This is a genomic window from Anatilimnocola aggregata, assembly GCF_007747655.1.
Classification (GTDB): Bacteria; Planctomycetota; Planctomycetia; order Pirellulales; family Pirellulaceae; genus Anatilimnocola; species Anatilimnocola aggregata.
On record NZ_CP036274.1, the window covers coordinates 6,163,523 to 6,189,039 of the forward strand.

Below are 25,517 nucleotides of genomic sequence, written 5' to 3' on the forward strand. Positions count from 1 at the left end.
ATCGGTGCCAGGCAACTGGTGCTGGAATCCGTCATCCACCACCGCGCTAAACGTTCGCCTGGACGGGTGATAATCTTTGACACGGAGCGTTTTGGTGCAGACAATTGTCTGGTCAACGAAAAGTGTTATGGACGGCATAGGTCGAACGGGGTGTTTTCGACCCGGTTGCTGCGATTTCGAACAACGGAGCTCGAGCGTGACTGATTTTCAATTGAACCGGCGGCAAGCACTTCTTATGGGTGGCTTGGGCGCGCTGAGCCTCGGCATGCCAGGAGCGGTGATTGGCAGCGACAAGCTCGATGCGCAAGGCAACGCAGTTGCCTCGGAAAAGTCGTGCATCTTCATCCTGCTGTGCGGCGGCCCGAGCCAGGTCGATACCTGGGATATGAAACCCGACGCACCTGCTTCGATCCGCGGCCCGTATCGCCCGATCGCCACCAAGGTGCCGGGCATGCGCATCAACGAGATGCATACGGAACTGGCAAAGCAGACCGACCAGTTCACGCTCATCAATTCGATGACGCACCCGGGCTCGATCAGCAATCACTTCGACGCGATGCACAACCTGCTCAGCGGCCAGTCGGCAAAGCGAGTGCAGCAGGGCATGCCAGACGACCAGCCTTATCTCGGGTCGTTTGTTGCGAAGCACCGGCCCAGCGAACGCAACCTGGTCTCCAACGCGTGGCTAATCAAGTGCGTTGGGCCCCCCGTCTTTTGCGCGCCAAACATTGGCATCGGCGGTTATCTCGGCTCGGCGTATGCGCCCGTGTTTGTGGGATCGGCCGAGAATCACCCTGCAATGGCAACTTTTAAGTCGCCAGAAATCTACGACTTCGGTAATGCTGATGACCTCAACCGCCGCAAGAATCTGTTGGCGAACCTCGAGTCCCACAAACTCGACCGCGATGCCCAAGGCAAGGATTGGTCGGATCTGCGCGTCAAAGCCTATGAAGCGATGACGCGGCCCGAAGGACGGCAGGCCTTCGACATGAGCCGCGAACCCACCAAAGTCCGCGAAGGCTATGGTATGCATCCGCTAGGTCAAAACCTGCTGCTCGCGCGACGGATGGTTGAGTCCGGCGTGCGGTTCGTGACGGTCAATGGCTGGGCGGGCCAGGCGACGCACGACAAACAGGGACCACCCAGCAGTAGTTGGGATATGCACGGCGGCAACATGGGCATGGGGAACGCCTTCGGCGACGGCTCGTACGGCATGGGCTTTTGCCTGCCGCGGCTCGATCAGGCCCTCGCCGCGCTCCTCGCAGATCTGAAGGATCGCGGCATGCTGAAGAATACGCTTGTGGTATGCATGGGCGAATTCGGCCGCACTCCCAATATCCTCACGCAAGTGCCCCCCGGCCGTCAGCACTGGCCCAGCTGTTTTTCCGCCATCATGGCGGGCTGTGGCATTCGTGGCGGGGCCGTCTATGGAAAGTCTGACAAGCACGCTGCTTATGTCGAAAGCAACCCCGTGCGTCCCGAGGAAATGGCTGCCACCATCTATCACGCCCTCGATATTCCCCTCAACCCGCCGCAAAACAATAGCGGCATCTCGCGCCCCATCACCACCGGCAAACCGCTGCTGGAACTGTTCGGCTAGCACTCTTTGCTTTCGGTCAATGGAATTTGACCAACACGTGCGGACGAGATTCGGTGCGCTCGCGCGCAGCGCGCAACCCATTTTGCCAGCGCGTTTCACTCGCAACTCTGCCTGGGTGTAGCGTTGGCACTCGGTGCCATTCGGCTAGAATTCACCTTATCGATCAGTCACCGACGGCTAAACCGCCGCCGCGGGTTCGGTGCTCGTCATGAATGCGTAGGCTCTGTTCCCTTCCATCTAGTCTTTAAAGCGATGTCTCTTGCGAGGAATCGATCATGGCTTTTACTTACAATCGTCTCGACAAGAACGACGTAGCCGTCTTGTTGGTGGATCATCAGTCCGGGCTAACCAATCTCGTTCAGGACTTTTCGCCCGATGACTTCAAAAACAATGTTCTCGCGCTGGCCGATTGCGCCAACTATTTCAAGCTGCCAACAATTCTGACCACCAGTTTCGAGGATGGCCCTAATGGCCCACTCGTGCCAGAGCTAAAAGCGCTCTTTCCCACTGCGCCGTATATCGCGCGACCCGGCAACATCAACGCTTGGGACAACGAGGACTTTGTGAAGGCGGTGAAAGCGACCGGCAAAAAGCAGTTGCTGATCGCCGGCATTGTGACGGAAGTTTGCGTGGCGTTCCCCGCCCTCTCAGCGCGTGAAGAAGGGTACGAGGTCTTTGTCGCGACCGACGCCTCGGGCACATTCAACAAGACCACGCGCGACGCAGCCTGGGCCCGCATGTCGGCAGCTGGCTGCCAGTTGATGAGTTGGTTCGGCATTGCCTGCGAACTGCACCGCGACTGGCGCAACGACATCGAGGGTTTGGGCACCCTCTTCTCGAATCATCTGCCGTCCTACCGCTGCCTTATCACCAGCTATATGGCCGGCATGGCTGCGAAAAAATAAGCTGCAACCTGGCGACGCCGCTGGTCCCTGGAAGCATGTCACTCGATATCTCCGACCCCATGATGTTCGTGCCACATAATGGCGTTGGCTAGCAGCAACAGGAGTGTCAAAATAGCAAGTTAAGTGATCGGTCGCTGCGTTCTTGGGAAATGCTTCGCAGGACCAGCTACTGTCCCGACGTGGGAACATATTCGGCGGCAACGCCACCAGAGAAAGAGCAATGGGAAGAAATTTCGAAAATCGTAAGGCTTCGATCTTCAAGACGGCAGGTCAGAAATCGAAGCTCTATTCCAAATACGGCAAGCAGTTGTATGTCGTGGCCAAGAATGGCGTTCCGGATCCCGAAAAGAATCCGGCGCTGCGGGCCTTTATCGAGAAGGCCAAAAAGGATCAGATTCCCGCACACGTTATCGATAAGGCCATCGAGAAAGCCAAAGGAGTTGGCGGCGAAGACTTCGTCTCCGCGCGCTACGAAGGTTTCGGCCCCGGCAATTCGATGGTGATTGTCGATTGCTTGACGGACAACAACAACCGCACAATTACCGACGTCCGCAACTGCTTTACAAAGACCGGTTCACGATTGGGAGCTGCGGGGTCCGTCACCCGCTCGTTTGACCATCTGGCGATTTTGTCCTTCAAGGGTGACAAAGAAGAGCAAGTGCTCGAAGCGATGATTAGCGCCGACGTCAATATCGAAGAAATCGAGAGCACGAACGGCACCCTGACGATCTACGCACCAGCTGGCGAATTCTTCAAGGCCAAGACCGCTCTCTTGCAGGCGTTTCCTGAGACGAAATTCGAAGCCCAAGAGATCACATTCCTGCCGCAAGCCAGCAAGGCCCTTAGTCCCGAAGATTTACCCATGTTCGAAAAGTTTCTCGATATGCTGAACGACTGCGACGACGTGCAGGACGTCTATCACAACGTCGAGTTGCCAGGTTAACGCGCGCGTCCTCGTTCGATAGCCGAGTGAGTCCGCACCTTAGGACGGAAGTGCGTTGCACGTTCGGATTAAGCCCATCAACATTCGTGCCCATTCTTCATGCGCCGATCCCTTGCGGAGCACGAACCTCACCAGTCCGCGCCCGAAGTACTCGCTCATCGATCGCTCATGAAAAAATGCGTTGCGTCGGCGCGGTGGTAAGCCATAAATAAGTGCGATCCCGAGGTTCAGTTTCACGTAGGTGCGCACCGTAGCTGCCAGGAAGGGCTCAACCCGTGGGGCTGGCCCATCAAACACTCGGTTCCGATCGAGGTTCGCCGCCAAAGCTGGTTGATCGGACAGTGAGTGGCGCGACGACACCAAAGGATAATGTCGTAAGTCGGCGGGGCGCACGCTTCGCTTCTTCGCGAGAGGATGCCCCTTAGGAGTCACCAACAAGGTTTCGAGTTCGTAAGCGGGCTCGATCGAAAGTCCCGGTGGCGGCCGACCGGGTACGCCCTCCGATGTCAAACCAAGATCCGCAGCACCCGATTCGACAGCCTGGATGACCAAGTCATCGTGCAATTCGAGAAATGCCACCCGTACCTGCGGCGCGCTCTTGAGCAGCGCGAGAATTGCGTCGGGCAAATCTTCTTGAATAACTCGTGGCGGGCCGGCGATCGTCAACCGGACTTCGGCGGTCGATTGCGCGAGTTCAAAGCGCTTTCTCAGCCCGTTTGTGGCGGTAATGATTGGCATCGCAAACTCAGCCAGCAGTTGCCCCTCGGCGGTGAGCCGGCAACCGCGCCGGTGCGGTTCAATTAGCTGAACGCCAAAGTCGCGCTGCAATGCGAGCACCTGCTCGCGAACCGTCGGATGTGTGAGGCCCAGTGTCTTCGCCGCCGCTGCCAGGCTTCCCAGGCGGGCTGTTTCGCAGAAGCTCCGCAATTGCTGCAGCGTGAGCTCTTTGTAAGCAGGACTTTTCGCAGCTTGCCGCGGCATGGCCGAATTTCCTGGTAACGGTTAAGCCTTTATCACATGAAGATAAAACATCAATCAGCTTACACTTGAATAATGCGGACCTCTACCGCAAACTGGACTCATGTTCCAGGATCCACTGTGTTGCCGAACTGCTCAAGACGAGCCAAATTGCAGTGGAATATTGTTTTTTCAGCCAAAGATGCTTTGCCCAAGCGCACTCTGCTGTTGGCTATCTGGCCTGATACTGTTCATCGTGACAGCCACCGGCATTGCTGACGAACTCAGCCAAAAGGATGTGGCCTTTTTCGAGAGCAAGATTCGGCCAATCTTGGCCAAGCACTGCTATGAATGTCACTCGGCAGGAGCGAAGCAGGTGCATGGTGGCTTGCGACTCGATTCGCGCCACACCCTTCTGCAGGGTGGCGATTCCGGCGCGATTGTAGTAGCTGGCCAACCGGAGAAGAGTCTACTCATCGAGTCGATCGGCTACTCCGGCGATATTCAAATGCCACCGGCGGGCAAACTACCCGCCGCAGAGATTGCCCTGCTCACCGGTTGGGTTCGTAGCGGTGCCATACTTCCCGAAGATCGTTCGACTTCTGACTCAAAAAAGAGTATCGATTTTGTTGCTGGGCGGACCTTCTGGTCGTTTGTACCGCCGCAAGCTGTGCCCCAACCGGCAGTTCGCGGAGCAGAGTGGCTGCGGCAACCAATCGATTCCTTTGTGCTCACCGCGCTAGAAACGCAGAATCTCACCCCAACCGAGCGAGCGGATCGCCGCACCCTCATTCGCCGTGCCACATACGATCTCACCGGCCTGCCACCCAGTGCGGAGGAAGTCGCGCAGTTTGTGGCCGACCAACAGCCTGATGCGTATGAACAACTGATCGACCGACTGCTTGCCTCACCTCATTACGGGGAGCGCTGGGGACGATATTGGCTTGACTATGCCCGCTATTCGGACGGCAATGCAACCTCGCTGGAAGTTCGCGGCCAGGCGTGGCTCTATCGCGATTGGGTCGTCGGTGCACTGAGCGCCGATCTCTCTTACGATCAGTTCGTCCTGCAACAGTTCGCTGCCGACCATTTGCCCGAGTGCACTTCGGCCGATCTGGCCGCGTTGGGCTTTCTCGGGATTAGTCCGGAGTATTGGAAGGAACTTCAACTCGCACCGGCCGTAATCGAGACGATTGTGGCCGATGAATGGGAAGAGCGGATCGATGCCATCGGCCGGACGTTTCTCGGACTGTCGATTGCTTGTGCTCGTTGCCACGATCATAAGTTTGATCCCATCAGCACAGAAGATTACTACGCCCTGGCCGGAGTGCTCGCCAGCACGCAATTAACCGAGCGAGTCGTCATTCCCGAGCCTGCAGCGCAAGTCGTTCGCCAGGCAACAGAAAAGGTGAAGTCACTGCGCGCGGAGTTGGCGAAGCTCACAGCCATCCAAGCGAAATCGCCGGACGACAAGGCAAAAATCGCAGACCTTCAATCACAAATCGCTTCAATCGAAAGCACCACTCCGCACTATCACTCGTCCACCGCTCACGGCCTGATTGATGCGGCGCTCCATGTTCTACCAGCTGGTAAGAACCACACGAAGATAGAATACAAGCCCGGCGAGACGCTCGACCTGTCCGTGCATATACGCGGTAACCCCACGCGGCGGGGAGCGCAGGTGCCACGGCGGTTTCTCACCGTTTTCTCGGCAGACAAGCCAGCATCATTTCAGCAGGGGAGCGGCCGACTCGAACTTGCTAAGGCGATCTTGAACGAGGGAGCACCCCTTTCGGCACGTGTCATTGTGAATCGAGTCTGGAAGAATCACTTTGGCCGCGGGCTTGTCGAAACCCTGAGCGATTTTGGTACGCAAGGCGCACGACCGTCTCATCCCGAACTGCTCGACGACTTGACCCACCGCTTTGTTGAACACGGCTGGTCGCTCAAGTGGCTGCACCGCGAACTAATGCTCTCCGCCACTTATCAACAGGGCAGCACTTATAGCCGCGAGAAAGTCGGTATCGATCCCGATAATCGCTGGCTATGGCGGATGAATCGTCGCCGACTCGATATCGAAGCGTGGCGCGACTCACTACTCGTCGCGAGTGACAATCTCGATCGGCGAGTGGGTGGACCGTCGGTGGTTCTTTCGGCAGCGGCAAATCGCCGCCGAACGCTCTACGCCAAGATTGACCGTGCAGACGTCGATGATGTGCTGCGGCTGTTCGACTTTCCCGATCCGGCGACGCATAGCCCCGACCGCATGCCCACGACTACTCCGTTGCAGCAACTATTCGTCCTTAACAGCACGTTCATGCAGCAGCAAGCGCAAGGTGTGGCCGAGTTGCTGCTGGCGGGCGGAATTGAGTCAAAGGAAGCAATCGTCCTGCGCGCGTACCGCCAGTTGTTTGCCCGTGAGCCGAGTTCGAACGAGCTTCGGTTTGGCGTGGAGTTTCTTGGCGAGCACGCTACGGAAGTGCCGCGGGTGCGTGAGTATGCCCAGGCACTGCTGGGTCTGAATGAGTTCATTTTTGTCGACTAAACCGGAATAGTCTCCTGTGAGTTTGATCGAACCATCGCCGGGATTCACGCGCCGCCAACTGATCGAGCGACTTGGCGGCGGTCTCGGTCTGGCGGGCCTGTTACCCTTGCTCGGCGATAGTCCGGCCAGTGCAGCGCAGCTGCAATTCAGACCCCGCGCCAAGCGCGTCATTCAACTCTTCATGAACGGCGGCCCCTTCCAGGCCGACTTTTTCGATCCCAAACCATTGCTGGCGAAATACGAAGGGCAGCGTCCCGAGGAAGTGGTGCTGCGCACCGAGCGAGTCACAGCTGGCTTGCTGGCATCTCCGTTCGCCTATTCCAAGCATGGCTCCAGCGGATTGCCGATCAGTGAGTTGTTACCGAACCTGGCGAAGTTTGCGGACGACCTCTGCGTTCTCCGCTCGCTACACACCGACAATCCGAACCATGGTCCGGCCTTGTATCAAATGAACAACGGCACCATCACGCCGCGCCGGCCGAGCATGGGGTCGTGGTTTCTGTATGGTCTGGGGAGCGAGAATCAGAACCTGCCCGGCTATGTTGTTCTTTGTCCAGGTCGCCCCGTACGGTTTGCCGAACTGTGGACGAGCGCGTTCCTGCCGGCTCAGTTCCAAGGAACCTACATCAATCATTCCAATCTCGCGCCAGCAGCGATGATACCGTTCTTAAAGAACGGATCGATGACGACGACCTCGCAGCGGCAGCAACTCGACCTGCTCCAGTCGCTGAATCGCGAACATCTCGCCGAGCGTGGCGCAGACGACCAACTGGATGCCCGAATCAACTCGCTGGAAACGGCCTTTCGGATGCAAACCGAAGCGGCCGACGCCTTTGATATCAGTCACGAGCCCAAGGCGATTCGCGCCGAGTATGGCGAAGGCAAATTTGCCGATGCCTGCTTGCTCGCCCGCCGACTGGCCGAGCGAGGTGTGCGCTTCACGCAGATTTATTACGGCAATGGTCAACCGTGGGATACGCACAGCAAGCATCACGAACAGGTGCGGACCCTGGCTAAGGCGATCGATCAGCCGATCGCCGCGTTGCTGGCCGACCTGAAGCGGACGGGCCTGCTGGAAGATACGCTCGTCGTTTGGGGCGGCGAGTTTGGCCGCACGCCAACTTCAGAAAATGGCGATGGCCGCGACCACAATCATTATGGCTTTACCATGTGTCTGGCTGGCGGCGGCGTTCGCGGCGGCATGACCTACGGCGAAACAGACGACTTCGGCTTTCGCGCAGTGCAGAACAAAGTTCATATTCACGACTTGCATGCCACGATTCTCTACTTGCTCGGCATCAATCACGAGAAACTAACGTATCGATACTCCGGTCGCGATTTTCGATTGACCGACGTTCACGGTCGCATCCTTCAAGAAATAGTCACTTAACCTCTTCCCTTGCCAGGTTTTAATCCATGTCACGAATCACCGAACACTATCAGCGAGCTCGCAAGTCTTTGGCCGGCGGCGTGAGTGCCTCGACGCGAGTCAACCGCGCGCTGGGCCATCCGATGTACTTCTCTCGGGCGGCCGGTTGTCAGGTTTGGGATTTCGACGGCCGCGATTACTACGACCTGTGCTGCAGCCACGGGGCAACTCTGCTGGGCCACGGCGACGAGCGGATCACCCGCGCTGTACATGAGGCCATCGCCGCAGGTGCAGCTTGCTCGTATGAGAATGAGACACATGCGGAACTGGCGGAACTTCTGTGCGACAGCATTCCAGCTTTCGAGCGAGTACGTTTCACGGGGTCTGGAACCGAAGCCACCATGCACACCATTCGGTTGGCACGAGCGTTCACTGGGCGTACGAAACTTCTCAAGATCGAAGGGCATTTTCACGGCTATCACGATCAGGTGATGTTCGCGATCGGTTCGCCGCCAAGTCCCTTGACGGCGGAATCGGCCCCCGGCACCTGGCCAGCGTCGTCAGGTATGCCTGCCGAGTTGGTTGAGCAACTGGTCGTGGTTCCATTCAATCGGACCGATCTGCTCGCCGAAGCCCTCGCGAAGTACGGTGATGAACTGGCCGCCGTCATTTGCGAACCAGTCTTCTACAATGCCGGCTGCATACTTCCCTCGCGCGAGTTCATCCGCGTCATGCGCGAGGAAACTCGCCGGCGCGGGGTATTGCTCATCTTCGACGAAGTTCAATCCGCCTTCCGAATGGGGCCCGGCGGTGCGCAGGCGCATCTCGGCATCACACCCGACCTATGCACCGTGGGCAAGGCGGTGGGAGGCACATATCCACTCAGCGTGTTTGGTGGCCGGGCAGATATCATGGCCCGCCTGCAACCCGAGGGGGACTGCCAGCACAGCGGAACGTACAACGGCCATCCGGTGGTTGTCGCAGCGGCGCTCGCCGCGCTTAAGGCCTATCTCGAACCGGGATTCTACGAGCACGTGTTCGCGATTGCCGACCGCCTGTACACGGGAATCAACGACGTCTTCGATCGCTACGAACTTCCCGGGCGAGCGATCGGCCTGGGAGCTCGGTTTGGCATCTACTTCGGCATCGACGATCAGCCCCAGGATTTCCGCGATACGTTGCAGCACAGTCGCACGCTGATGCTGCAGTTCATTCGCGCGGCAATCGAACATGGCGTTTATTTACACGATTACGGTGGCGGTGCGTGCCATCACGGCTTTTGCGCCGCGATGACCACGGCCGATGTCGACCAGACGCTCGACCGGCTCGCTGCAGCAGTCCAGTCGATGCAGCCGACGGGGCAGCGCACCCTTGCCGCGCACTAAATGAAGATGTCCACACAACCTCTCTCCCAGGCTGTCCGTATGTTCTATCCAATCGCTGAGAGAGGTTACTGGTATGAGATCGAGCACGATTGTTCTGCGTCCGCTGCGCGGATTTACGCTGGTTGAACTGCTGGTTGTTATCGCCATCATTGGCGTGCTAATGGCTCTGTTGCTGCCTGCGGTGCAGGCAGCGCGTGAGTCTGCACGGCGAATGTCGTGCACGAACAATATGAAGCAGATTGGCCTCGCGCTGCACATGCACCACGACTCGAAGCTGGTCTTGCCACCAGGCACGACGGGGGGCGGCGGAGTGGGAACTGACGTAGGCAAACCTCCATGCCCCACAGAAACCACCTGGATCGCATTCCTGTTCCCCTATCTGGAGCAAACCGCCATTGATTCGTTAATCGATTGGAACCAGGTTGGTGCCAACTTTTATACGACGGGCGGGCTGAAAGTAACGCCGCTCAAAGTCCCGCTGTTTCTCTGCCCTTCCGACACCAAGCCCGATCCTAACACCACCTATAACCCCACCGTCTTCGGGCGTGGAAACTACGTCGCGAACAATGGAATCGGGCCAGCGATTGAGTATCGATCCGGCCCTGGGCACACCACCCCGCCGATGATGGCGCGTCCCGGGGGAGCCTTCTTCATTAACAGTTGGCTGGGCTTCCGCGAGTTGAGCGATGGTTTGACTCAAACCGTCATGATCTCGGAAATTCGCTGCCCCAAGAACACGCTCGATGGCCGCGGGATCATGCACTATCCCGAGGGTCCGCTGTATCACCACAACCGCACGCCAAACAGCCTTGTTCCCGATGAGATCCGGACTGCCTGGTGCCAGAACACGCCTCAGGCACCCTGTGTCGGCGCTTATGCGGCCTTCAACTCCATCCGAGATATTCGCTCGGCTCGCAGCAACCACTTTGGTGGCGTCAATATATTGTTGGGCGATGGCAGCGTGCGGTTTGTGAGTGAAGTGGTCAGCCAGAGCATCTGGGAGGCGGTTTCCACCGTGAATGACGGCGAAACAGTCGGCGACTACTAATCTCTTGTCTCAGGTCGAAGCTTTGACAAACCGTTCACTATTGGAAAATGAGCCTGTTATGCGCGCGTCAAGCCAGATTTCGTTAGCGTCTTGGGGATTGGGCCTGATCCTACTGGGAAGTTTCCTCGGCTGCGGCAGCAGTGCGACGACCGTTCAAGGGACGGTCACTTTCGATGGTCAGCCAGTTGAGCAAGGAATGATCGTCTTTGAGCCCGCCGATGGAGCAGGTCCTGTTGCCGGAGGGCCTATCCAAAATGGCGAGTACCAAATCGGCTCGGAGTCGAACATTGCCCCGGGAAATATGATCGTTCGCATCCGGGCGATGCGGGCGACCGGGAAGAAAATCCCTGCCGGTCCGCCGGCACCGGACGGCACCATGGTAGATGAAATTCAGCAGTACATTCCGCACGTCTACAACGACAGCAGCAACCTCTCCGCTCAAGTGGAAGAGGGAAGCATTACCCAGAACTTCGACCTGCGGTCGCAGTAGCAGTGTGTTGATTGCCGTAGCCCAGATCAAGCGATCGCTACGGCACGAACACAAACTCGGGGGAGTTCATGAGCGCCCAAACCAGATCCTCGGCGCGCATCCGCCAGTCTTCGGTCAGCAAAGTCGTTGGGGGATCGCCGCGCTCAACTTCTTCAGCCCGCTGCACGCGAATCTCGTTGGCCTTCGATTGCAAATGGTTCGACCATGAGACTCCGTCCCGCGCGGGCTGACTGGGGATTGGCCCAGCCTTCGCACCAGTCAGACGTTTGTCGAAACCAGCGGTCAGCAATTCGTTGCCGAGCGAAAATTCACCAGCCGTTGGTTCGCGACCAAGGATTTGCAGATAGACTTCGCGCGTGAAGTCGGCAGGCGACTTTGCTCCCACTGCCGCACGAGTGAAGCGACTATCTTCCGACATCTGCGCGATCCGCTTCGCCGCGGTTCCATTGGCAATAACCGCGGGTTGCAATACCGTGGGCTCTTTTTCGCGCACGGTCAGCGGATCTTGCCGCGATGCTCGCCAGCCAAACGCTTCGAGCACGTTCAAGTGAGGCTGAGCACTCGGCAACGACAAACTCGGACGATCTCGTTCGTTTGAGAGCGACGTGAACTGCCAGGCTCGCTCGGGCAAGCCCAAACTGATGGAAGATGCTTCCAAGCGGCTGCCATCGACGTCGATATTCAACTCTTCGCAGTGCAAGCGCTTGTCCGCGGCCGCAAATAGCGAATCGAGTACTTGCTCGGCCGACAAGCGGCGACGAACGGGTGCTGCGAACAGCTTGTTAAGCTTCAGGTCGCTCGATGTCTGGCGTTGATAGGCCTGCGAATTGAAGATCGCGCGGGCCAACTGCTTCATGTCGTATCCACTCTCGATGAACTGGCGTGCCAGGTACTCTAGCAGTTCCGGATGCGACGGCGTCCCTTGCTCCCAATCGTCCACCGGTTCGACAATGCCGCGACCCAAGTACCGCTGCCAAAAGCGATTGACCAGCACTTCGGCGGTCCGCTCGTTCTGCGGCAAGGTCAACCGCAGCGCCAGTTCTTCGCGCGTATCGCCTTGTTTGCGAACCACATCGGCGGGGAGGTCGAATTGCAAATCGCCGGCAAAGGGCCAGGTCGGGGCGATCTTGTCGCCCGGTTTGAGCGAAATTTTGACGATGTCCGACTTCAGCGCGCCGGCACCACCGGGAATGGTGCTGGTTTTCGGCAACGACTGTGTCGCCCGCCCCAACATGGCCGCCAGGTTGAACAGTTGCTCTTGCTTGAAGGGATGAAACGGCGCGTCGTGACAACGGGCACAGTTCATTTCCATGCCGAGCAAGGCCTTGGCAAGAACGTGCGATTTGGCCGCCATGGGAGCATCGTTTTCGCTGGCGATCGCGAAGCCACCGGGCCCACCCTGCCGCGGGCTGCCGTCCATCAGCACCAAGTCTGTGGCAAATCGATCGAACGGTTTGTTGTCGAGCAGTGACTCGTATAGCCAAAAGCGAAATGGCCCCGTGTTGTTGAGCGTGGGGTTGATGATGTTCGGATTCTCGGCCAGCACATCCTGCCAATAACCCATCCAGTTGTCGGCCCAACCCGGTTGCGCGAGCAACTGGTCGATCAAGCGGGCGCGGCGATCGGAGCCCTTGTCATTCACGAAGGACTGGACTTGCTCGGCGGCGGGGCCGACACCGACGATGTCGAGATAAATCCGCCGCACGAATGCTGTGTCGTCGAGTAGTGCGGTCGGTTCAACCCCTTCTTTCTTCAGTCTCTCGCCAATGAATCGATCGATGGTCGCTGCCGTCGAAGTTCCTTTTTCAATCGCGGGCAGTTCTTTGATAACTGCCTGGGCATACTGATGGCGTTTGTTCCAATACTCGTTGTACTCACGGCCAGCCTGCGCGCGACGCAGCTGATTCATGTCTCGCAGTCGCAACCGCTGGGCATCTTCAAAGGCCAGCCAGGCTTCGTCACTCAGCGGAAACGACTCATTCTGGCAACTGACGATTTGAAACGCGTCACTACCTGCCGGTGCGATTGAAACCGATGTCTCGCCCAACTCATGCCGCCGCTTCTTGCCGGCGACGAAGACTTCCAAGCGCAATTCATGCAATCCTGGAGTGATCTTGAGCTCCACCACGTTTTCCTGGTCGCCGGGCTGCAGCGCGCGAATGTTCTTCGAGATTTTGCTGGTCACCGGCATCCAGGCGTTGTGTCCATCGGTGCGGCCCGAAGGAAACGGATTCTGCACGACCAGTTTGCCATCCAAGTAAAGCCGCGCGGCATGCCGCGACCGGAGCAGCAACCGCTGTTCGCCCGCGGGTAGATTCAATTTGCTCGAATACCAGAGGACGTGCGGACTGCCGCGATCGATTCGCGTGCCATGTTCGCCATACTTCTGTGGTGCCGCCGACAGGGCAAAGCGAACGTCCGACCAGCGCTCCGTGGGCTGCGGATAGACAAAGTCCCACGACCACGCATCGGGCAGACCTTCGAACACCTCGACCAGCACTTCGTCCGACTTAAGCGGCAACTTGGTGACATAGCCTTCGGGCTGAATTACCTTCCACCGCGCGGCGATGCGTTCGGCCGAGAGCGCCGTGCGATAAATGGCCACTTCGTCGAGCAGCCCTTGATAGGAATTCGCAGCGTTGCCGCCCGACGCCGTCCCCAGCCAAATTTCGTCGTTATCGACTACCGGTGCTTCGTCGCTCGGACCGCCGTAATCCCATGCTCCGCCCGTTGGCTTGCCATCGATAAACCCGCGGATCGACTTCGCATCGCCAAATCTGTAAGTCACCGCCAGATAATGCCAGCCGGTCCCCACGCTAAAGCTCGCCGTGCTATTCCAGCGATGCCAGTCGTCTTGCTCGCCGCGGCGATTATCGGCGCTGCGGAACAGAAAACTAATCTTCGCCTGACCACCAGCCCCATGAATGCGGAGGGCGTAGTTTTGATTGTCCTTAGCGAAACCGGCATTCCCCGTGCGCCCCTTGCCAATCAGATAGACCTGCTGGCCATCGCCCAACTTGCTCGGATTGACCCAAGCTTCGAGCGTGATCGAGTCGCCCTTTTCGAAATCGAAGGGGCTCTTGTCACCAGGATCGGCCAGCCGCAGATAGTTCCCCGTACCAAACTTGGCAGCTGTATTGGCGGCGGTGAACAACGGCAACCGCGGCGGTCGTGGTCCCGGATCGGTGGCAGTCACTTTGCCGACGATCTCCACTTCGGCAAACTTAGCAGTGGCGTTCTCGCCAGCGACAGGCTGAGCCCAACTCTGGGCTGCGTCCTTTTTCTCTTGCTGAAAGCGCCACCAGGCGATCGGCTGATCGGCCTCGATGATTTCGGCATACGCACCCGCTGCAGAGGCGGGAGCATCGTCGGTGTCGTTTTGGGCGAGGGCGGTCTGCGCAAACAGGCCGAGCAAACAGCCGAACACAGCCGGGCGAACAAAGTCGATCATCGTGGGAAGCCGCCGATCGAAGAGAAAGTAGGTGGAGGGCCAAGCTTTTAGTTTACCGTGCAGCTGCCATTCGTTCGAGACTCTGGTCGCCGATTCAGCACGGGACTTCTCCCTGTAAGTGTCCAACAATTCGGTCATAATTGGACACCAACACCCCCGAAAACCCGAGAGTTGCGCTATCTGCTGTCCAACAATCGCACCCTTAGTTGGACACCCCCCTTTTGCGGTTTGCGCACCGACGAGCGACGATGATGGCCTGCGGCATACTCGCGTGGCCAAGCGCTGCTACCTTGGAGAGATACGTAGCCAGGACATCGAGCGCGGCTCTCATCGCTCGGCAACTGGTGATGAGCAGGAGCTGTTGCGCACGATCAGTTCGCCGGGCACGACCACTTTCAGCGGCGGAGCATCCGGCGCCTTCAGTCGCCAGCGCATGATGTCGAGTGCGCGAGCGGCGACCGTCTTCGCGGGATACGAATATGCGGTAATGCCAATGGAATAGCTTTCGCCAAGTCCCAAGTTGTAAAACGCGGCTACGGCCGTATCAGCAGGTACGGCTCGACCGCGGCGCAGCAATTCCATGATGATCCCCACGGCCGCGTATTCGTGGTAGCAAATGACTCCGTCGGCTTGCCACTCGATCAAGCGATTGGCGAGCTCGGTGTACACAGCCCCGGGATTGCCGGTCGCAGATTGCTCGACGACGAGGGGCTCCTGCGCACCGGAGGAATGGAGTGCGGAAAGATATCCCGCGAGACGTTCGAGGTGGCTGCTGGTGGGCGAGCCGGTCAAAAAGGCGATGCGCCGGCGACCTTGTTCTTGCAGGTGGCGCGTAAGCAGCCGGCCACCTTCAAAATCGTGAAAACTAACCAGGTCTCGCGCGAGAGGGCGGTCGTTTCCACGCAGATTCCGTTCGAGCAGCACCACTGGGAGCCCCGCAGCGGCAGCCGACTGCAGCAGCAATTCATCGGCGAGCATCGAATCGTGGCTGACGCGCGACGGCAAAAAGAAAATGCCTTTCGCTCCACTAGCGACTGTGGTCGCGATACCGGCCTTGATCCGCTTCGCGTCCGGCTGCTCGCCCGGTCGCAAGCTATCGAAATCGAAAGAGAGGCCACCTTCCGCAGTCAACGAGCGAAAACCATCGGCTGTAAGTTGCGCGGCCGCGTGCTGATGGGGACCAGGTGAAACATGCAGGCAGACTGCCCACCGCTCGAGTTTTGCAGCGCTATTGTCCTGGGCCTCGCGAACCGAGACCGCCTGGTCGACAAGGCGGACGCGAAATAATTGCAGGGCTCGGGTTGCCGTGACGGAAGAAACGCCGAACTCACTGGCCACTTTGCGCACACTAAGTGGCGAACCAACGTCACGACTCTTCGCTCGTGCGTGAAGTTGGTCCGCGATCTGAACGTACCGGGGAGAGATTTCGGCGGTCATGCATGCAAACTCGCTGTGTTAGGACTGTGTAGCACAGTGTACTGTTCGCAGTTCCGGCTGGCAAGTTATTGTTAATTTATAGGGAATAATGGCAATTTCGGGGACCAAATGTTGACGCTCGGCCTACCCATTCGTATAGTACAATCCGTACCGGCGACAGCGTGTGTGCTATACAAAATTGGCAGTGTGTAGCTCGCTCTTGGCCGCGCGGATTCAGGGTCGCTTAATTGCGGGCGCAACATGTCCGATTCACTTTCCCGTCGCAGCTTTGTCATCGGGTCGGGGGCTGCACTGGCTGCCACAGCAAACTCCGCGGCGTTGGCCTCAGCAGCAGCGAAGGAACTCGGTGTTCTCGGACCGCTCGTGGGGCACGTCGGTGCTCAGACGGCAATTCTCTGGGCGAGAATCCCGATTGCGGGACGATACGCACTGGAGCTTGCAACCACAGAGCCCGACAGTGTGCCGCTGGAGGAGATTGGCGATTTCTTCGCGAAGACGGACTTCACCGGGCGCTGGCGTTTCGAAGAGTTGCGGCCGAGCACGACGTATCGCTATCGACTGGTTCCCAGCGCCAAGCTGGGAGGGCTGGAAATCGAGGGAACGTTTCGGACCGCCCCGCACCAAGATCTCAAAACAAAAGTCAGCCTGGCGTTCGGCTCTTGCGCGACCGAAGACGAAGGCTCTCGCTCGGTGTGGCGCCGCATCCGCGCTGAAAAAGTCGATGGGCTGATCCTGTGTGGCGACACTCCATATATCGATAGTACCGACCTGACCAAACAGCGCCAGCGATATCGCGAATTCAGCGCTGTCGAAGAGTTTCAGGACATTGCCCGCACCATTCCCGTATGGGGCACCTGGGACGATCACGACTTCGGCAAGAACGATGCCGACGGCCGTTTGCGGGGCAAAGAGAACGCGCGCCAGGCCTTTACCGAGTATCGCGCGCTATCGAATTTTGGCGACGGCAAGACAGGCATCTACACCTGCTTTCGCTATGGTCCGGTGGAAGTGTTTGTCATCGACGCGCGGTGGTTTGCCAACACCGAGCCTTCGCCCGTGGAACCGAACAAATCAACTCTGCTAGGCGCCGCGCAGTGGGAATGGCTCAAAGCCGGACTAAAGTCATCGACCGCACCTTGGAAGGTGCTGGCCACGGGCATGATTTGGGATGCCAAACTCAATGGCGAAAAGGATCATTGGGAGTTCTACGCTCACGAGCGGCGGGCCATTTTCGACTTCATTCGCGCAGAGCGGATCGGCGGCGTCGTGCTGCTGGGCGGCGATATCCACGTCTCGCGCGCGTTGCGTTACGCGGCCGAAAACACGGTGGGCTATCCGCTCTATCAGTTCATCACGTCCCCCATCCATCACCGCGTAATTCCCGCCCTGAACAATGAGCACCCCGACCTGCTGTTCTCGGCAGTGAAGCCGCACACGTTTTTGAAATTGACCTGCGACGCGACCGGGCCCGATCCACAACTGACTGCCCGCTTTTTGAATCGTGATGGCGAACTGTTGTTCGACGAGATCACACTGTCGTTGAAGGACATCTCGCATCCTGCTTAGCGCGCCCTCTCGTCAGGCAAGTAATAGCTTGCGCGTGCCTAATTGTTCGTCCATTTTGGTTGAGTTGGAAAGGACTCGAAGTATGCGTCAATCACCTCATTGCTCACGAGCGACCCTGCTTCGAGGTTTCACCCTTGTCGAACTGCTGGTTGTGATTGCGATCATTGGCGTGCTGATGGCGCTGCTGCTGCCGGCGGTCCAGGCTGCTCGCGACGCCGCGCGAATGGCGCAGAGCAAGAACAACCTCAAACAGATTTGCCTTGCCACACTCAATTTTGAAGATTCACACGGGCACTTGCCGCCGGGTTTTGTGTGGAGCAACCGCCAGTACAACACCCCGGGTTACACCGACGGATCTCTGTTTCTGCAGATCCTCCCCTATCTCGAAGAGAAAAATCGACAGGATGTGGCCACCAGTGCTGCCACCGCCTTCTATGCGATCACCTACGAAAAAACGCCCCCAAAGGTAATGATGAACCCCTGCGATTCGACCTTGCCTTCGAATGGTTCGAAGTATCATCCGGGTACGAGCACGAACTATGCAGTCGGCTGTTATGCGGCCAACTTTCAGACGTTCGGTTGCATCACGAAAAACAGCAGCGTCGCCACTGCGGCGGCAACGGTGAATACGCGCACCGCAGCCAAGATCACCGATGGGCTCTCCAATACGATTGGTTTCACCGAGAAGCAGTCGATTCTGCGGATCAACGGCAGCTATAGCGAAGTTACGTACTTCGCCTATTCAAACACGAGTTATTTCGGTCATATCCCGGTTTTTGCCGTCGACCAAAGTACGATCGTAACGCCAATTCAATACGCGGGCTCCGGCACATTAGCAGTGCCGGCGGCGGCGACCGGACCAGCTTCCAAATTTCAGGTAATGCCCAAGACTACGGGCTCGACGAATTTAGCCGACTGGTATCGGGCTCACGCCCCACGACCATCTGGCATTCTGGTGGCGCTCATGGATGGCAGCGTGCGACACGTTAGCAGCAGTATTGCGGCCGACACATGGTGGTCGGCCGTCACACCCGATGGGGGCGAAGTGCTGACAGGCGACTGGTAGTTGCCGCGCTGCCAACAAAAGACGTTTCCCGCGACCTACGGCGAATGATGTGGTTCCGACGCGGGCGCGGCAACTGCGACCGGTTGCCGTCCGCCAGTGCGGAAGTCGGCCAACCACTGAATCACGTAAAAGAAGACCGGCGTCAAAAAGATGCCGAACAGCGTGACGCCGAGCATCCCGGCAAACACTGCAGTCCCCAATGTGCGACGCATTTCGGCACCGGCACCTTGACCGAGGACCAGCGGCACGACGCCAAAGATGAACGCCAGCGAGGTCATGATGATCGGCCGCAAGCGCAGGCGGCAAGCTTCGAGCGTGGCAGTGTACGTGTCGTCTCCCGCTTCGTAACGGGCGCGGGCGAACTCGACGATCAGAATCGCGTTCTTGCAAGCCAGGCCGACGAGAACCACGAAGCCGATCTGCGTGAAGATGTTGATATCCATGCGGGCGATAATCACGCCGAGAATCGAACAGAGAAGACACATCGGCACGACCAGAATCACCGCCAGCGGTAACGACCAACTCTCATACTGAGCGGCGAGCACGAGAAACACGAGCACTACGGCCAGAATGAAAGCAAACGTCGCGGTACTGCCAGCATCGAGTTGCAGCAGTGCCAACTCGGTCCACTCCGGCTTCATCGATTGCACTAAGTTTTGCTGAGCAATCTTTTCGAGTTGCTCGATGGCCTGGCCCGAACTGGTGCCGGGCGCAGCATCGGCATTGATGGTGGCAGCTGGATAGAGGTTGTAGCGGTTTAGCATCACCGGCCCGCTAATTTCGCGAATCTTGGCAAAGCTCATCAGGGGGACCATCCGATCCCGATCACTTTTCACGTACAACTTGCTGAGATCGCCGGGCTGCATGCGATGCCGCGCCTCGGCTTGCACGTTCACCTGCCAGGTGCGGCCGAAGCGGTTAAAATCGTTGATATAGAGCGTGCCGAGGTTCATCTGCAACATGTTGAAGACGCTGGCCATCGAGACCCCCATCGTCTCGGCGGCATCGCGGTCGATATCGAGATAGAGCCAGGTCGTATCGGCGCGAAAACTGGTGAATAGCTTATCGAGGCCCGGTGTACGACTTCCCTCTTCGACAATTTGCTGACTCGCCTTCTGCAATTCGGCGAGTCCATTGTTGCCGCGATCTTCAATCACCAGTTTGAAACCACCGGCGGTACCGAGACCGTCGATCGGCGGCGCGCCGACGACGTTCACCACGGCATCGTTCACTTCATGGTCGAACGCCTCCTGCAACTGCGCGGCGATCTCGTTGGCCGAATGCCCATGCCCCGCGCGGTGATGAAAATCCTGCAGCATCACATACATCGAACCGAAATTCGGCGAGCCGGCACCCAGCAGAATCGACTGGCCGGCAATTGCCACCGTGTGATTCACACCAGGAACTTTCGCCGACAGTTTTTCGATATGAGCCAGGACTTCGCTGGTCCGCTCGAGCGACGAAGAATCGGGCAGCCGCACATTGACGAGCAAATAGCCTTTGTCCTGCGAGGGAATGAAACCGGTCGGAGTGTCTTGAAACACGCGATAGGTAATGAGTAGCAGCCCGCCGTAAATGAGCAGCACAATGACGCTGCCCCGTAGCAGCCAGCCGACCGAAGCGACGTAGCCATTCGTCACCCAATTGAAACCGACGTTAAAGGCTTTAAAAAACCAGCTGAGGAACCGGTTAATGCCGTTCGCTGTAAACCACACGATGGCGATGGTCGGAATCACGACCAACAGCCAGGCCAGCCAACTGGCACTGAGCGGCCACCCGGCGAGCCCATTGCCGAGAAGTCGTTCCACCACTGGCCCGAGAAACTCGCCCGCAGCCCAAGCCGCAACGGCGATGAGCCCAACCCGCGGCAGGGCTTCGCCGTGACCACTCGACTTAGGCTTGAGCAGCAGCACCGCCAGCGCCGGGCTGAGAGTCAACGAATTGAAGGCCGAAATGACCGTCGAGATGGCGATGGTCAAGGCAAATTGCCTGAAGAACTGCCCAACGATGCCGGAGATAAACGCACAGGGGACAAACACCGCCGTGAGCACCAAGCCCACCGCAATCACCGGCCCCGAAACTTGTTCCATGGCTTTGATCGCCGCATCGCGCGGCGCCAGCCCATGCTCGATATGATGTTCGACTGCTTCGACCACCACGATGGCATCATCGACGACGATACCAACCGCCAGGACCAATCCGAACAGCGTGAGCGTATTCAAACTAAAGCCCACGGCCAACATTGCCGCGAAGGTCCCAATGATTGCGACAGGAACCGCAACCAGGGGAATGATCGCCGCCCGCCAACCTTGCAAGAACACAAGCACCACCAGGGCAACGAGAATCACGGCATCGCGGAGAGCGGTAAAGACTTCGTTTACCGATTCCTGAATGAAGGGAGTCGTGTCGTAAACGATGTCGAACGTTACTCCTTCCGGAAAGCGCCCTTTGAGCTCATCCATTTTCGCGCGGACTTGCCGTGCGGTTTCGAGCGCATTCGAGCCCGGCAATTGATAGATCGACAGCGCGACCGAGGGTTGTCCATCGAGCGTGCAGACCTGGTCGTAGGCCAAAGCGCCGAGCTCGGTGCGGGCTACATCGCGGAGGCGAATGACGCGGCCTCCAGCATCGGAGCGGACGATCATATCGCCAAATTGCTCCGCCTCGGCCAGGCGGCCCAGCGTGGTCATTGTGTATTGAAAAGCCTGACCATTGGGAGCTGGGGGCTGACCGACCTGACCGGCAGCGACTTGCGTATTCTGCTGTTCGATGGCATGCACCACGTCGGCTGCATCGAGCTTGCGAACGGCCAGGCGCTCGGGATCGAGCCAAACTCGCATGCTGTAGTCGCGCTGGCCGAGGAACGAAATATCGCCGACGCCCGGCAGACGCGAAAGTTCGTCGCGCAATTGAATCGTGGCGTAATTGCTGAGGTAGAGATTGTCGCGGCTCTTATCGGGGGACGAGAGATTGACGATCATCAGCACGCTGGGAGACTTCTTCTTCACCGTTACGCCACGGCGCTTGACCAGGTCCGGCAAAATGGGCTGCGCGAGGGCGACGCGATTTTGCACCAGCACCTGCGCAAGATTCAGGTCGGAGCCGTGGCGAAACGTGACCGTCAGCGAATAGACACCGTCGTTCGTCGACTGCGACGACATGTAGAGCATCCCCTCGACGCCGTTCACCTGCTGCTCGATGGGCGAAGCCACGGTATCGGCCACAACCTGCGCGTTCGCACCGGGATAGACCGTCGACACTTCCACCGTCGGCGGAGTGATCTCGGGGTACTGCGTCACCGGCAGTGCCCACACAGCGATGCCGCCTGCCAGAGTCACAACGATGGAGAGCACCGTCGCAAAGATGGGTCGGTCAATGAAGAAACGGGAAAACATGGCGTATTACCTAAGCCTACTGTTGTGCCGGGGGACTTCCGGCCGGCGGTGCGGGTGGATCAATGTTGTTCGTCTTCGCGGGTTGTCTTGTTTCTTGTGAGGTGCCGGCCTTCTGCGGCGCGAAAACTTGATTGCTGAGTGACTTGAGTCCGCGGCGCAGTGGTTCCAGCCGCAGAACTGCCAGCGATTGCGCACTCAACCGTTGCAGCCAGCCATGCGAAAACCAATGCCATTCGGCAAAATGCTCAATCACGTAAAAGAAAACAGGCGTGAGCACGATGCCGAAGAGCGTGACTCCCAACATGCCGCTGAAGACGGCGGTACCCAGCGCACGACGCATTTCAGCACCGGCACCTTCAGCGACCACCAGGGGGACAACGCCCAAGATGAAGGCAAAGGACGTCATCAAGATCGGACGGAGTCGCAGGCTGCAAGCTTCGAGCGTCGCGGTGCGAATGTCTTCGCCGGCATTCACACGGGCCTTGGCAAATTCGACAATCAGAATCGCATTCTTGCAGGCGAGGCCGATGAGGACCACGAAGCCGATCTGCGTGAAGATGTTAATGTCCATCTTGGCGAGTGCAACGCCTGCAATCGAACTGAGTACGCACATCGGTACGACCAGAATCACCGCCAGCGGCAATGCCCAACTCTCATAGAGGGCGGCCAAGACGAGAAACACAAACACGACCGAGAAAGCGAAGACGATCAAGCCGGTGTTCGCAGCGTTACGCTCCATGAATGCCAGTTCGGTCCACTCGAACGACATCGAACTGGGCAGTTCTGTTTTCGCCAGGTTCTCGAAAGCTGCGTTGGCTTGCCCACTACTAAAGCCGGGCGCAACGGTCCCTTGAATGGCCGCTGCGGGATACATGTTGTAACGCGTGAGCACGAGTGGGTTGCTGATGGGTTCCACCGAAGCGAGCGTTCCCATTGGCACCATCTGTCCTTTGGCATTGCGGACCATTAACTTCTTGACGTCTTCGACTTCATCGCGAAACTTGGCATCGGCCTGCACGACCACCTGCCAGGTGCGGCCAAAGCGATTGAAGTCGTTGACGTACCGCGAACCTAGATAGGCCTGCAGCGTGCCAAAGACATCGTTCAGATTCACGCCTTGAGTTAGGCAGGCATCGCGATTGACGTCGACAAACAGCTGCGGCGAATTGGCTTTGTAAACCGTGAACAAACCGGTAAGCCCGGGCGTTGCATTTCCCAACTTGACGAGGTTGTCGGTTTCTTTTTGTAAGGCCTCGAGCCCCGCTTCGCCGCGATCTTCAACCATCAGCTTAAAGCCACCGCCGCGTCCCAATCCCGAGACTGCCGGAGGGGGAAAGACGTTCACGAGTGCTTCGGGAACTTCCGTGGCATAACGCGACTTGAGCGTCGCGAGAATCTCGTCGCCACTCATTCCCTTGTGATGCCGCTCGCTGAAGTTTTTGAGAATGATGAACATCGAACCAAAGTTCGAGCCGTAAGCGCTAAGCAAGAATGAGTTGCCCGCGACGGAGTTCACGTTTTTCACGCCGGGAGTTTCGAGCGCGATTGATTCGATCCGCGCGATCACGTCGCGCGTTCTGGCAGCCGAAGCTGAGTCGGGCAACTGCACGCTGGCAACGAGATAGCCTTTGTCTTGCGACGGGATAAACCCCGTCGGCAAACTGTTGAAGCCGAAGTAGGTGAGCAGCAACAGCCCGCCATAAACCACCAACACCATCATCGGCACGCGCAGCATGCGTCCAACGGTCCAGGTGTAACCGACGGTCGATTTCTTCAAGCCCGCATTGAAGAGCCAAAAGAGCCAACCGAGTGTGACATCGAGCAGCCAGGTGAGCGGATCGCGTTTGCCACCCTTAGGCCGGAGCAACAGGGCAGCCAGCGCTGGGCTAAGTGTGAGTGAGTTAAACGTCGAGATAATGGTCGAAATGGCAATGGTCAGCGCGAATTGCCGGAAGAATTGCCCGACGATACCGGAAATGAACGCACAGGGGATGAACACCGCACTCAGCACGCAGCCCACGGCAATGACGGGGCTGGCGACTTCGTCCATCGCGCGAATGGCCGCCTCGCGCGGGGCCAAACCACGTTCGATGTGATGCTCCACTGCTTCGACTACCACGATGGCATCGTCGACGACGATGCCAATCGCCAGCACCAGTCCGAACAGGGTGAGATTATTTAAACTGAAGCCGACGAGGTACATCGCGGCAAAAGTGCCGACAATCGCAACTGGCACAGCGAGCAGCGGAATGATGGCCGCACGCCAGCCTTGCAGAAAGAGGAGCACCACGACGGCCACAAGCAAAACGGCATCGCGGAGCGACTTAAACACCTCTTCGACCGATTCGCGGATGAAGGGGGTCGTGTCGTAACCCACTTCGTATTCGCAGCCTTCGGGAAAATCGGCCGATAGTTCCTTCATCTTGGCCTTAATCATGTCGGCCGTTTCGAGCGCGTTGGCATCGGGCAGCTGAAAAATGGCGAGACCAACCGTCGGTTTTTGATCGAACCGATTCGAGACGTCGTAACTGCGGGCAGCCAGTTCGACGCGTCCCACGTCGCGGATATAAACCTTGCGGCCATCGGGCGCCGCATGGACGATGATATTCTCGAACTGCTCGGGCTCTTCCAACCGGCCGAGCACGGTGATCGGATACTGCGAGACCTGGCCACTCACGGCGGGCGGTTGGCCAATTTGGCCGAGCGCGACTTGCGTGTTCTGCGAACGAACGGCCGTCAGTACATCGTTGATGGCCAAATGACGCGCGGCCAGCTTATCGGGATCGAGCCAGATTCGCATGCTGTAGTCGCGCTGGCCGAAGACGATGATATCGCTGATGCCCGGCAAGCGGCTGAGCTCGTCCCTCACATGCAGCACTGCGTAATTGCTCAGATAAAGCTGATCGTAGCGGCCGTCGGGTGAGTTCAAACTGACGGTGAGGAGAATATCGGGCGAACGCTTGCGAGTGGTGACACCCGTTTGGCGAACCACATCCGGGAGCGAAGGAAGGGCGAGACTCAGACGGTTTTGCACCAGCACCTGCGCCAGGTTCAGGTCCATGCCCGGTTTAAAGGTAACTGTCAATGTGTAGGAGCCGTCGCTGGTACTTTGCGAGGCCATGTAGAGCATGTTCTCGACGCCATTCACCTGCTGCTCGATCGGCGAAGCAACGGTTTGGGCGACGACCGCGGCACTTGCGCCGGGATAGTTGCAATCGACCTGCACCGTCGGCGGCGTGACGGGCGGATATTGCGCAACAGGCAGCTGAAAAACTGCGATGCCGCCCGCGAGTGTGATCAGAATGGAGAGCACCGCCGCGAAGATCGGCCGATCGATAAAGAATCGGCAAAACAAAGGAA

Annotated in this window: 14 protein-coding genes and 1 pseudogene; 10 read left to right on the forward strand and 5 right to left on the reverse strand. The window is 58.2% G+C overall.

The window, feature by feature from the left end:
• Positions 1 to 196 precede the first annotated feature (196 nt).
• The 3 genes from ETAA8_RS23260 (at position 197) to ETAA8_RS23270 (ending at position 3,448) form a co-directional block, all read left to right on the forward strand.
• On the forward strand, positions 197 to 1,600 hold the full coding sequence (locus tag ETAA8_RS23260; protein WP_145094054.1) for a DUF1501 domain-containing protein: 1,404 nt from the start codon (positions 197 to 199) through the stop codon (positions 1,598 to 1,600).
• 275 nt (positions 1,601 to 1,875) lie between these two features.
• A complete protein-coding gene (ycaC, locus tag ETAA8_RS23265) occupies positions 1,876 to 2,505 on the forward strand; it encodes an isochorismate family cysteine hydrolase YcaC (RefSeq protein ID WP_145094057.1) in 630 nt (209 codons plus the stop codon).
• Positions 2,506 to 2,725: 220 nt separating this feature from the next.
• Entirely contained in the window at positions 2,726 to 3,448 is a 723-nt protein-coding gene (locus tag ETAA8_RS23270) for a YebC/PmpR family DNA-binding transcriptional regulator (protein WP_145094060.1), read from the forward strand.
• Positions 3,449 to 3,487: 39 nt separating this feature from the next.
• Here ETAA8_RS23270 and ETAA8_RS23275 read toward each other — a convergent pair whose 3' ends face one another.
• Positions 3,488 to 4,429: a LysR family transcriptional regulator gene (locus tag ETAA8_RS23275; protein WP_145094063.1), complete on the reverse strand. Its 942-nt coding sequence runs from the start codon at positions 4,427 to 4,429 to the stop codon at positions 3,488 to 3,490.
• Between the two features lie 178 nt (positions 4,430 to 4,607).
• On the opposite strand from ETAA8_RS23275, the gene ETAA8_RS23280 reads away from it, so the two are divergent.
• From ETAA8_RS23280 to ETAA8_RS23300, 5 genes are all read left to right on the forward strand, one after another.
• Positions 4,608 to 6,950, forward strand: coding sequence for a PSD1 and planctomycete cytochrome C domain-containing protein (locus tag ETAA8_RS23280; RefSeq protein WP_202921219.1), 2,343 nt, complete (start codon positions 4,608 to 4,610; stop codon positions 6,948 to 6,950).
• Between the two features lie 16 nt (positions 6,951 to 6,966).
• The gene (locus tag ETAA8_RS23285; protein ID WP_238397544.1) at positions 6,967 to 8,340 is read left to right on the forward strand and encodes a DUF1501 domain-containing protein; all 1,374 of its coding nucleotides are present in this window, start codon (positions 6,967 to 6,969) and stop codon (positions 8,338 to 8,340) included.
• Between the two features lie 26 nt (positions 8,341 to 8,366).
• Complete coding sequence (locus ETAA8_RS23290; RefSeq protein ID WP_145094070.1) at positions 8,367 to 9,704, forward strand: aspartate aminotransferase family protein; 1,338 nt, start codon at positions 8,367 to 8,369, stop codon at positions 9,702 to 9,704.
• Positions 9,705 to 9,777: 73 nt separating this feature from the next.
• Positions 9,778 to 10,752 carry a DUF1559 domain-containing protein gene (locus ETAA8_RS23295; protein ID WP_145094073.1) on the forward strand — a complete coding sequence of 325 codons (975 nt, stop codon included), beginning with the start codon at positions 9,778 to 9,780 and terminating at the stop codon, positions 10,750 to 10,752.
• 58 nt (positions 10,753 to 10,810) lie between these two features.
• Complete coding sequence (locus tag ETAA8_RS23300) at positions 10,811 to 11,242, forward strand: hypothetical protein (protein ID WP_145094076.1); 432 nt, start codon at positions 10,811 to 10,813, stop codon at positions 11,240 to 11,242.
• Positions 11,243 to 11,279: 37 nt separating this feature from the next.
• On the opposite strand, the gene ETAA8_RS23305 is transcribed toward ETAA8_RS23300, so the two are convergent.
• Both ETAA8_RS23305 and ETAA8_RS23310 read right to left on the reverse strand, forming a co-directional pair.
• Complete coding sequence (locus tag ETAA8_RS23305; RefSeq protein ID WP_145094079.1) at positions 11,280 to 14,831, reverse strand: DUF1553 domain-containing protein; 3,552 nt, start codon at positions 14,829 to 14,831, stop codon at positions 11,280 to 11,282.
• Positions 14,832 to 15,020: 189 nt separating this feature from the next.
• On the reverse strand, positions 15,021 to 16,130 hold the full coding sequence (locus ETAA8_RS23310; protein ID WP_145094082.1) for a substrate-binding domain-containing protein: 1,110 nt from the start codon (positions 16,128 to 16,130) through the stop codon (positions 15,021 to 15,023).
• A 240-nt stretch (positions 16,131 to 16,370) separates the two neighbouring features.
• On the opposite strand from ETAA8_RS23310, the gene ETAA8_RS23315 reads away from it, so the two are divergent.
• Both ETAA8_RS23315 and ETAA8_RS23320 read left to right on the forward strand, forming a co-directional pair.
• On the forward strand, positions 16,371 to 17,696 hold the full coding sequence (locus ETAA8_RS23315; protein WP_145094085.1) for an alkaline phosphatase D family protein: 1,326 nt from the start codon (positions 16,371 to 16,373) through the stop codon (positions 17,694 to 17,696).
• An 82-nt stretch (positions 17,697 to 17,778) separates the two neighbouring features.
• Positions 17,779 to 18,762, forward strand: a complete 984-nt coding sequence (locus ETAA8_RS23320; RefSeq protein WP_145100871.1) for a DUF1559 family PulG-like putative transporter — start codon at positions 17,779 to 17,781, stop codon at positions 18,760 to 18,762.
• Positions 18,763 to 18,797: 35 nt separating this feature from the next.
• Here ETAA8_RS23320 and ETAA8_RS23325 read toward each other — a convergent pair whose 3' ends face one another.
• Positions 18,798 to 22,157: an efflux RND transporter permease subunit gene (locus tag ETAA8_RS23325; protein WP_145094088.1), complete on the reverse strand. Its 3,360-nt coding sequence runs from the start codon at positions 22,155 to 22,157 to the stop codon at positions 18,798 to 18,800.
• Positions 22,158 to 22,404: 247 nt separating this feature from the next.
• Positions 22,405 to 25,512, reverse strand: a pseudogene (locus ETAA8_RS23330) (efflux RND transporter permease subunit); the annotation flags it as partial.
• Between the last annotated feature and the right edge of the window lie 5 nt (positions 25,513 to 25,517).

Bases quoted from the DNA above. Each gene is read 5' to 3' on its own strand.
- ycaC (WP_145094057.1), top strand. From the start codon at position 1,876: ATGGCTTTTACTTACAATCGTCTCGACAAGAACGACGTAGCCGTCTTG.
- ETAA8_RS23270 (WP_145094060.1), top strand. From the start codon at position 2,726: ATGGGAAGAAATTTCGAAAATCGTAAGGCTTCGATCTTCAAGACGGCA.
- ETAA8_RS23275 (WP_145094063.1), bottom strand. From the start codon at position 4,429: ATGCCGCGGCAAGCTGCGAAAAGTCCTGCTTACAAAGAGCTCACGCTG.
- ETAA8_RS23280 (WP_202921219.1), top strand. From the start codon at position 4,608: ATGCTTTGCCCAAGCGCACTCTGCTGTTGGCTATCTGGCCTGATACTG.
- ETAA8_RS23290 (WP_145094070.1), top strand. From the start codon at position 8,367: ATGTCACGAATCACCGAACACTATCAGCGAGCTCGCAAGTCTTTGGCC.
- ETAA8_RS23295 (WP_145094073.1), top strand. From the start codon at position 9,778: ATGAGATCGAGCACGATTGTTCTGCGTCCGCTGCGCGGATTTACGCTG.
- ETAA8_RS23300 (WP_145094076.1), top strand. From the start codon at position 10,811: ATGCGCGCGTCAAGCCAGATTTCGTTAGCGTCTTGGGGATTGGGCCTG.
- ETAA8_RS23305 (WP_145094079.1), bottom strand. From the start codon at position 14,831: ATGACCGAATTGTTGGACACTTACAGGGAGAAGTCCCGTGCTGAATCG.
- ETAA8_RS23310 (WP_145094082.1), bottom strand. From the start codon at position 16,130: ATGACCGCCGAAATCTCTCCCCGGTACGTTCAGATCGCGGACCAACTT.
- ETAA8_RS23315 (WP_145094085.1), top strand. From the start codon at position 16,371: ATGTCCGATTCACTTTCCCGTCGCAGCTTTGTCATCGGGTCGGGGGCT.
- ETAA8_RS23320 (WP_145100871.1), top strand. From the start codon at position 17,779: ATGCGTCAATCACCTCATTGCTCACGAGCGACCCTGCTTCGAGGTTTC.
- ETAA8_RS23325 (WP_145094088.1), bottom strand. From the start codon at position 22,157: ATGTTTTCCCGTTTCTTCATTGACCGACCCATCTTTGCGACGGTGCTC.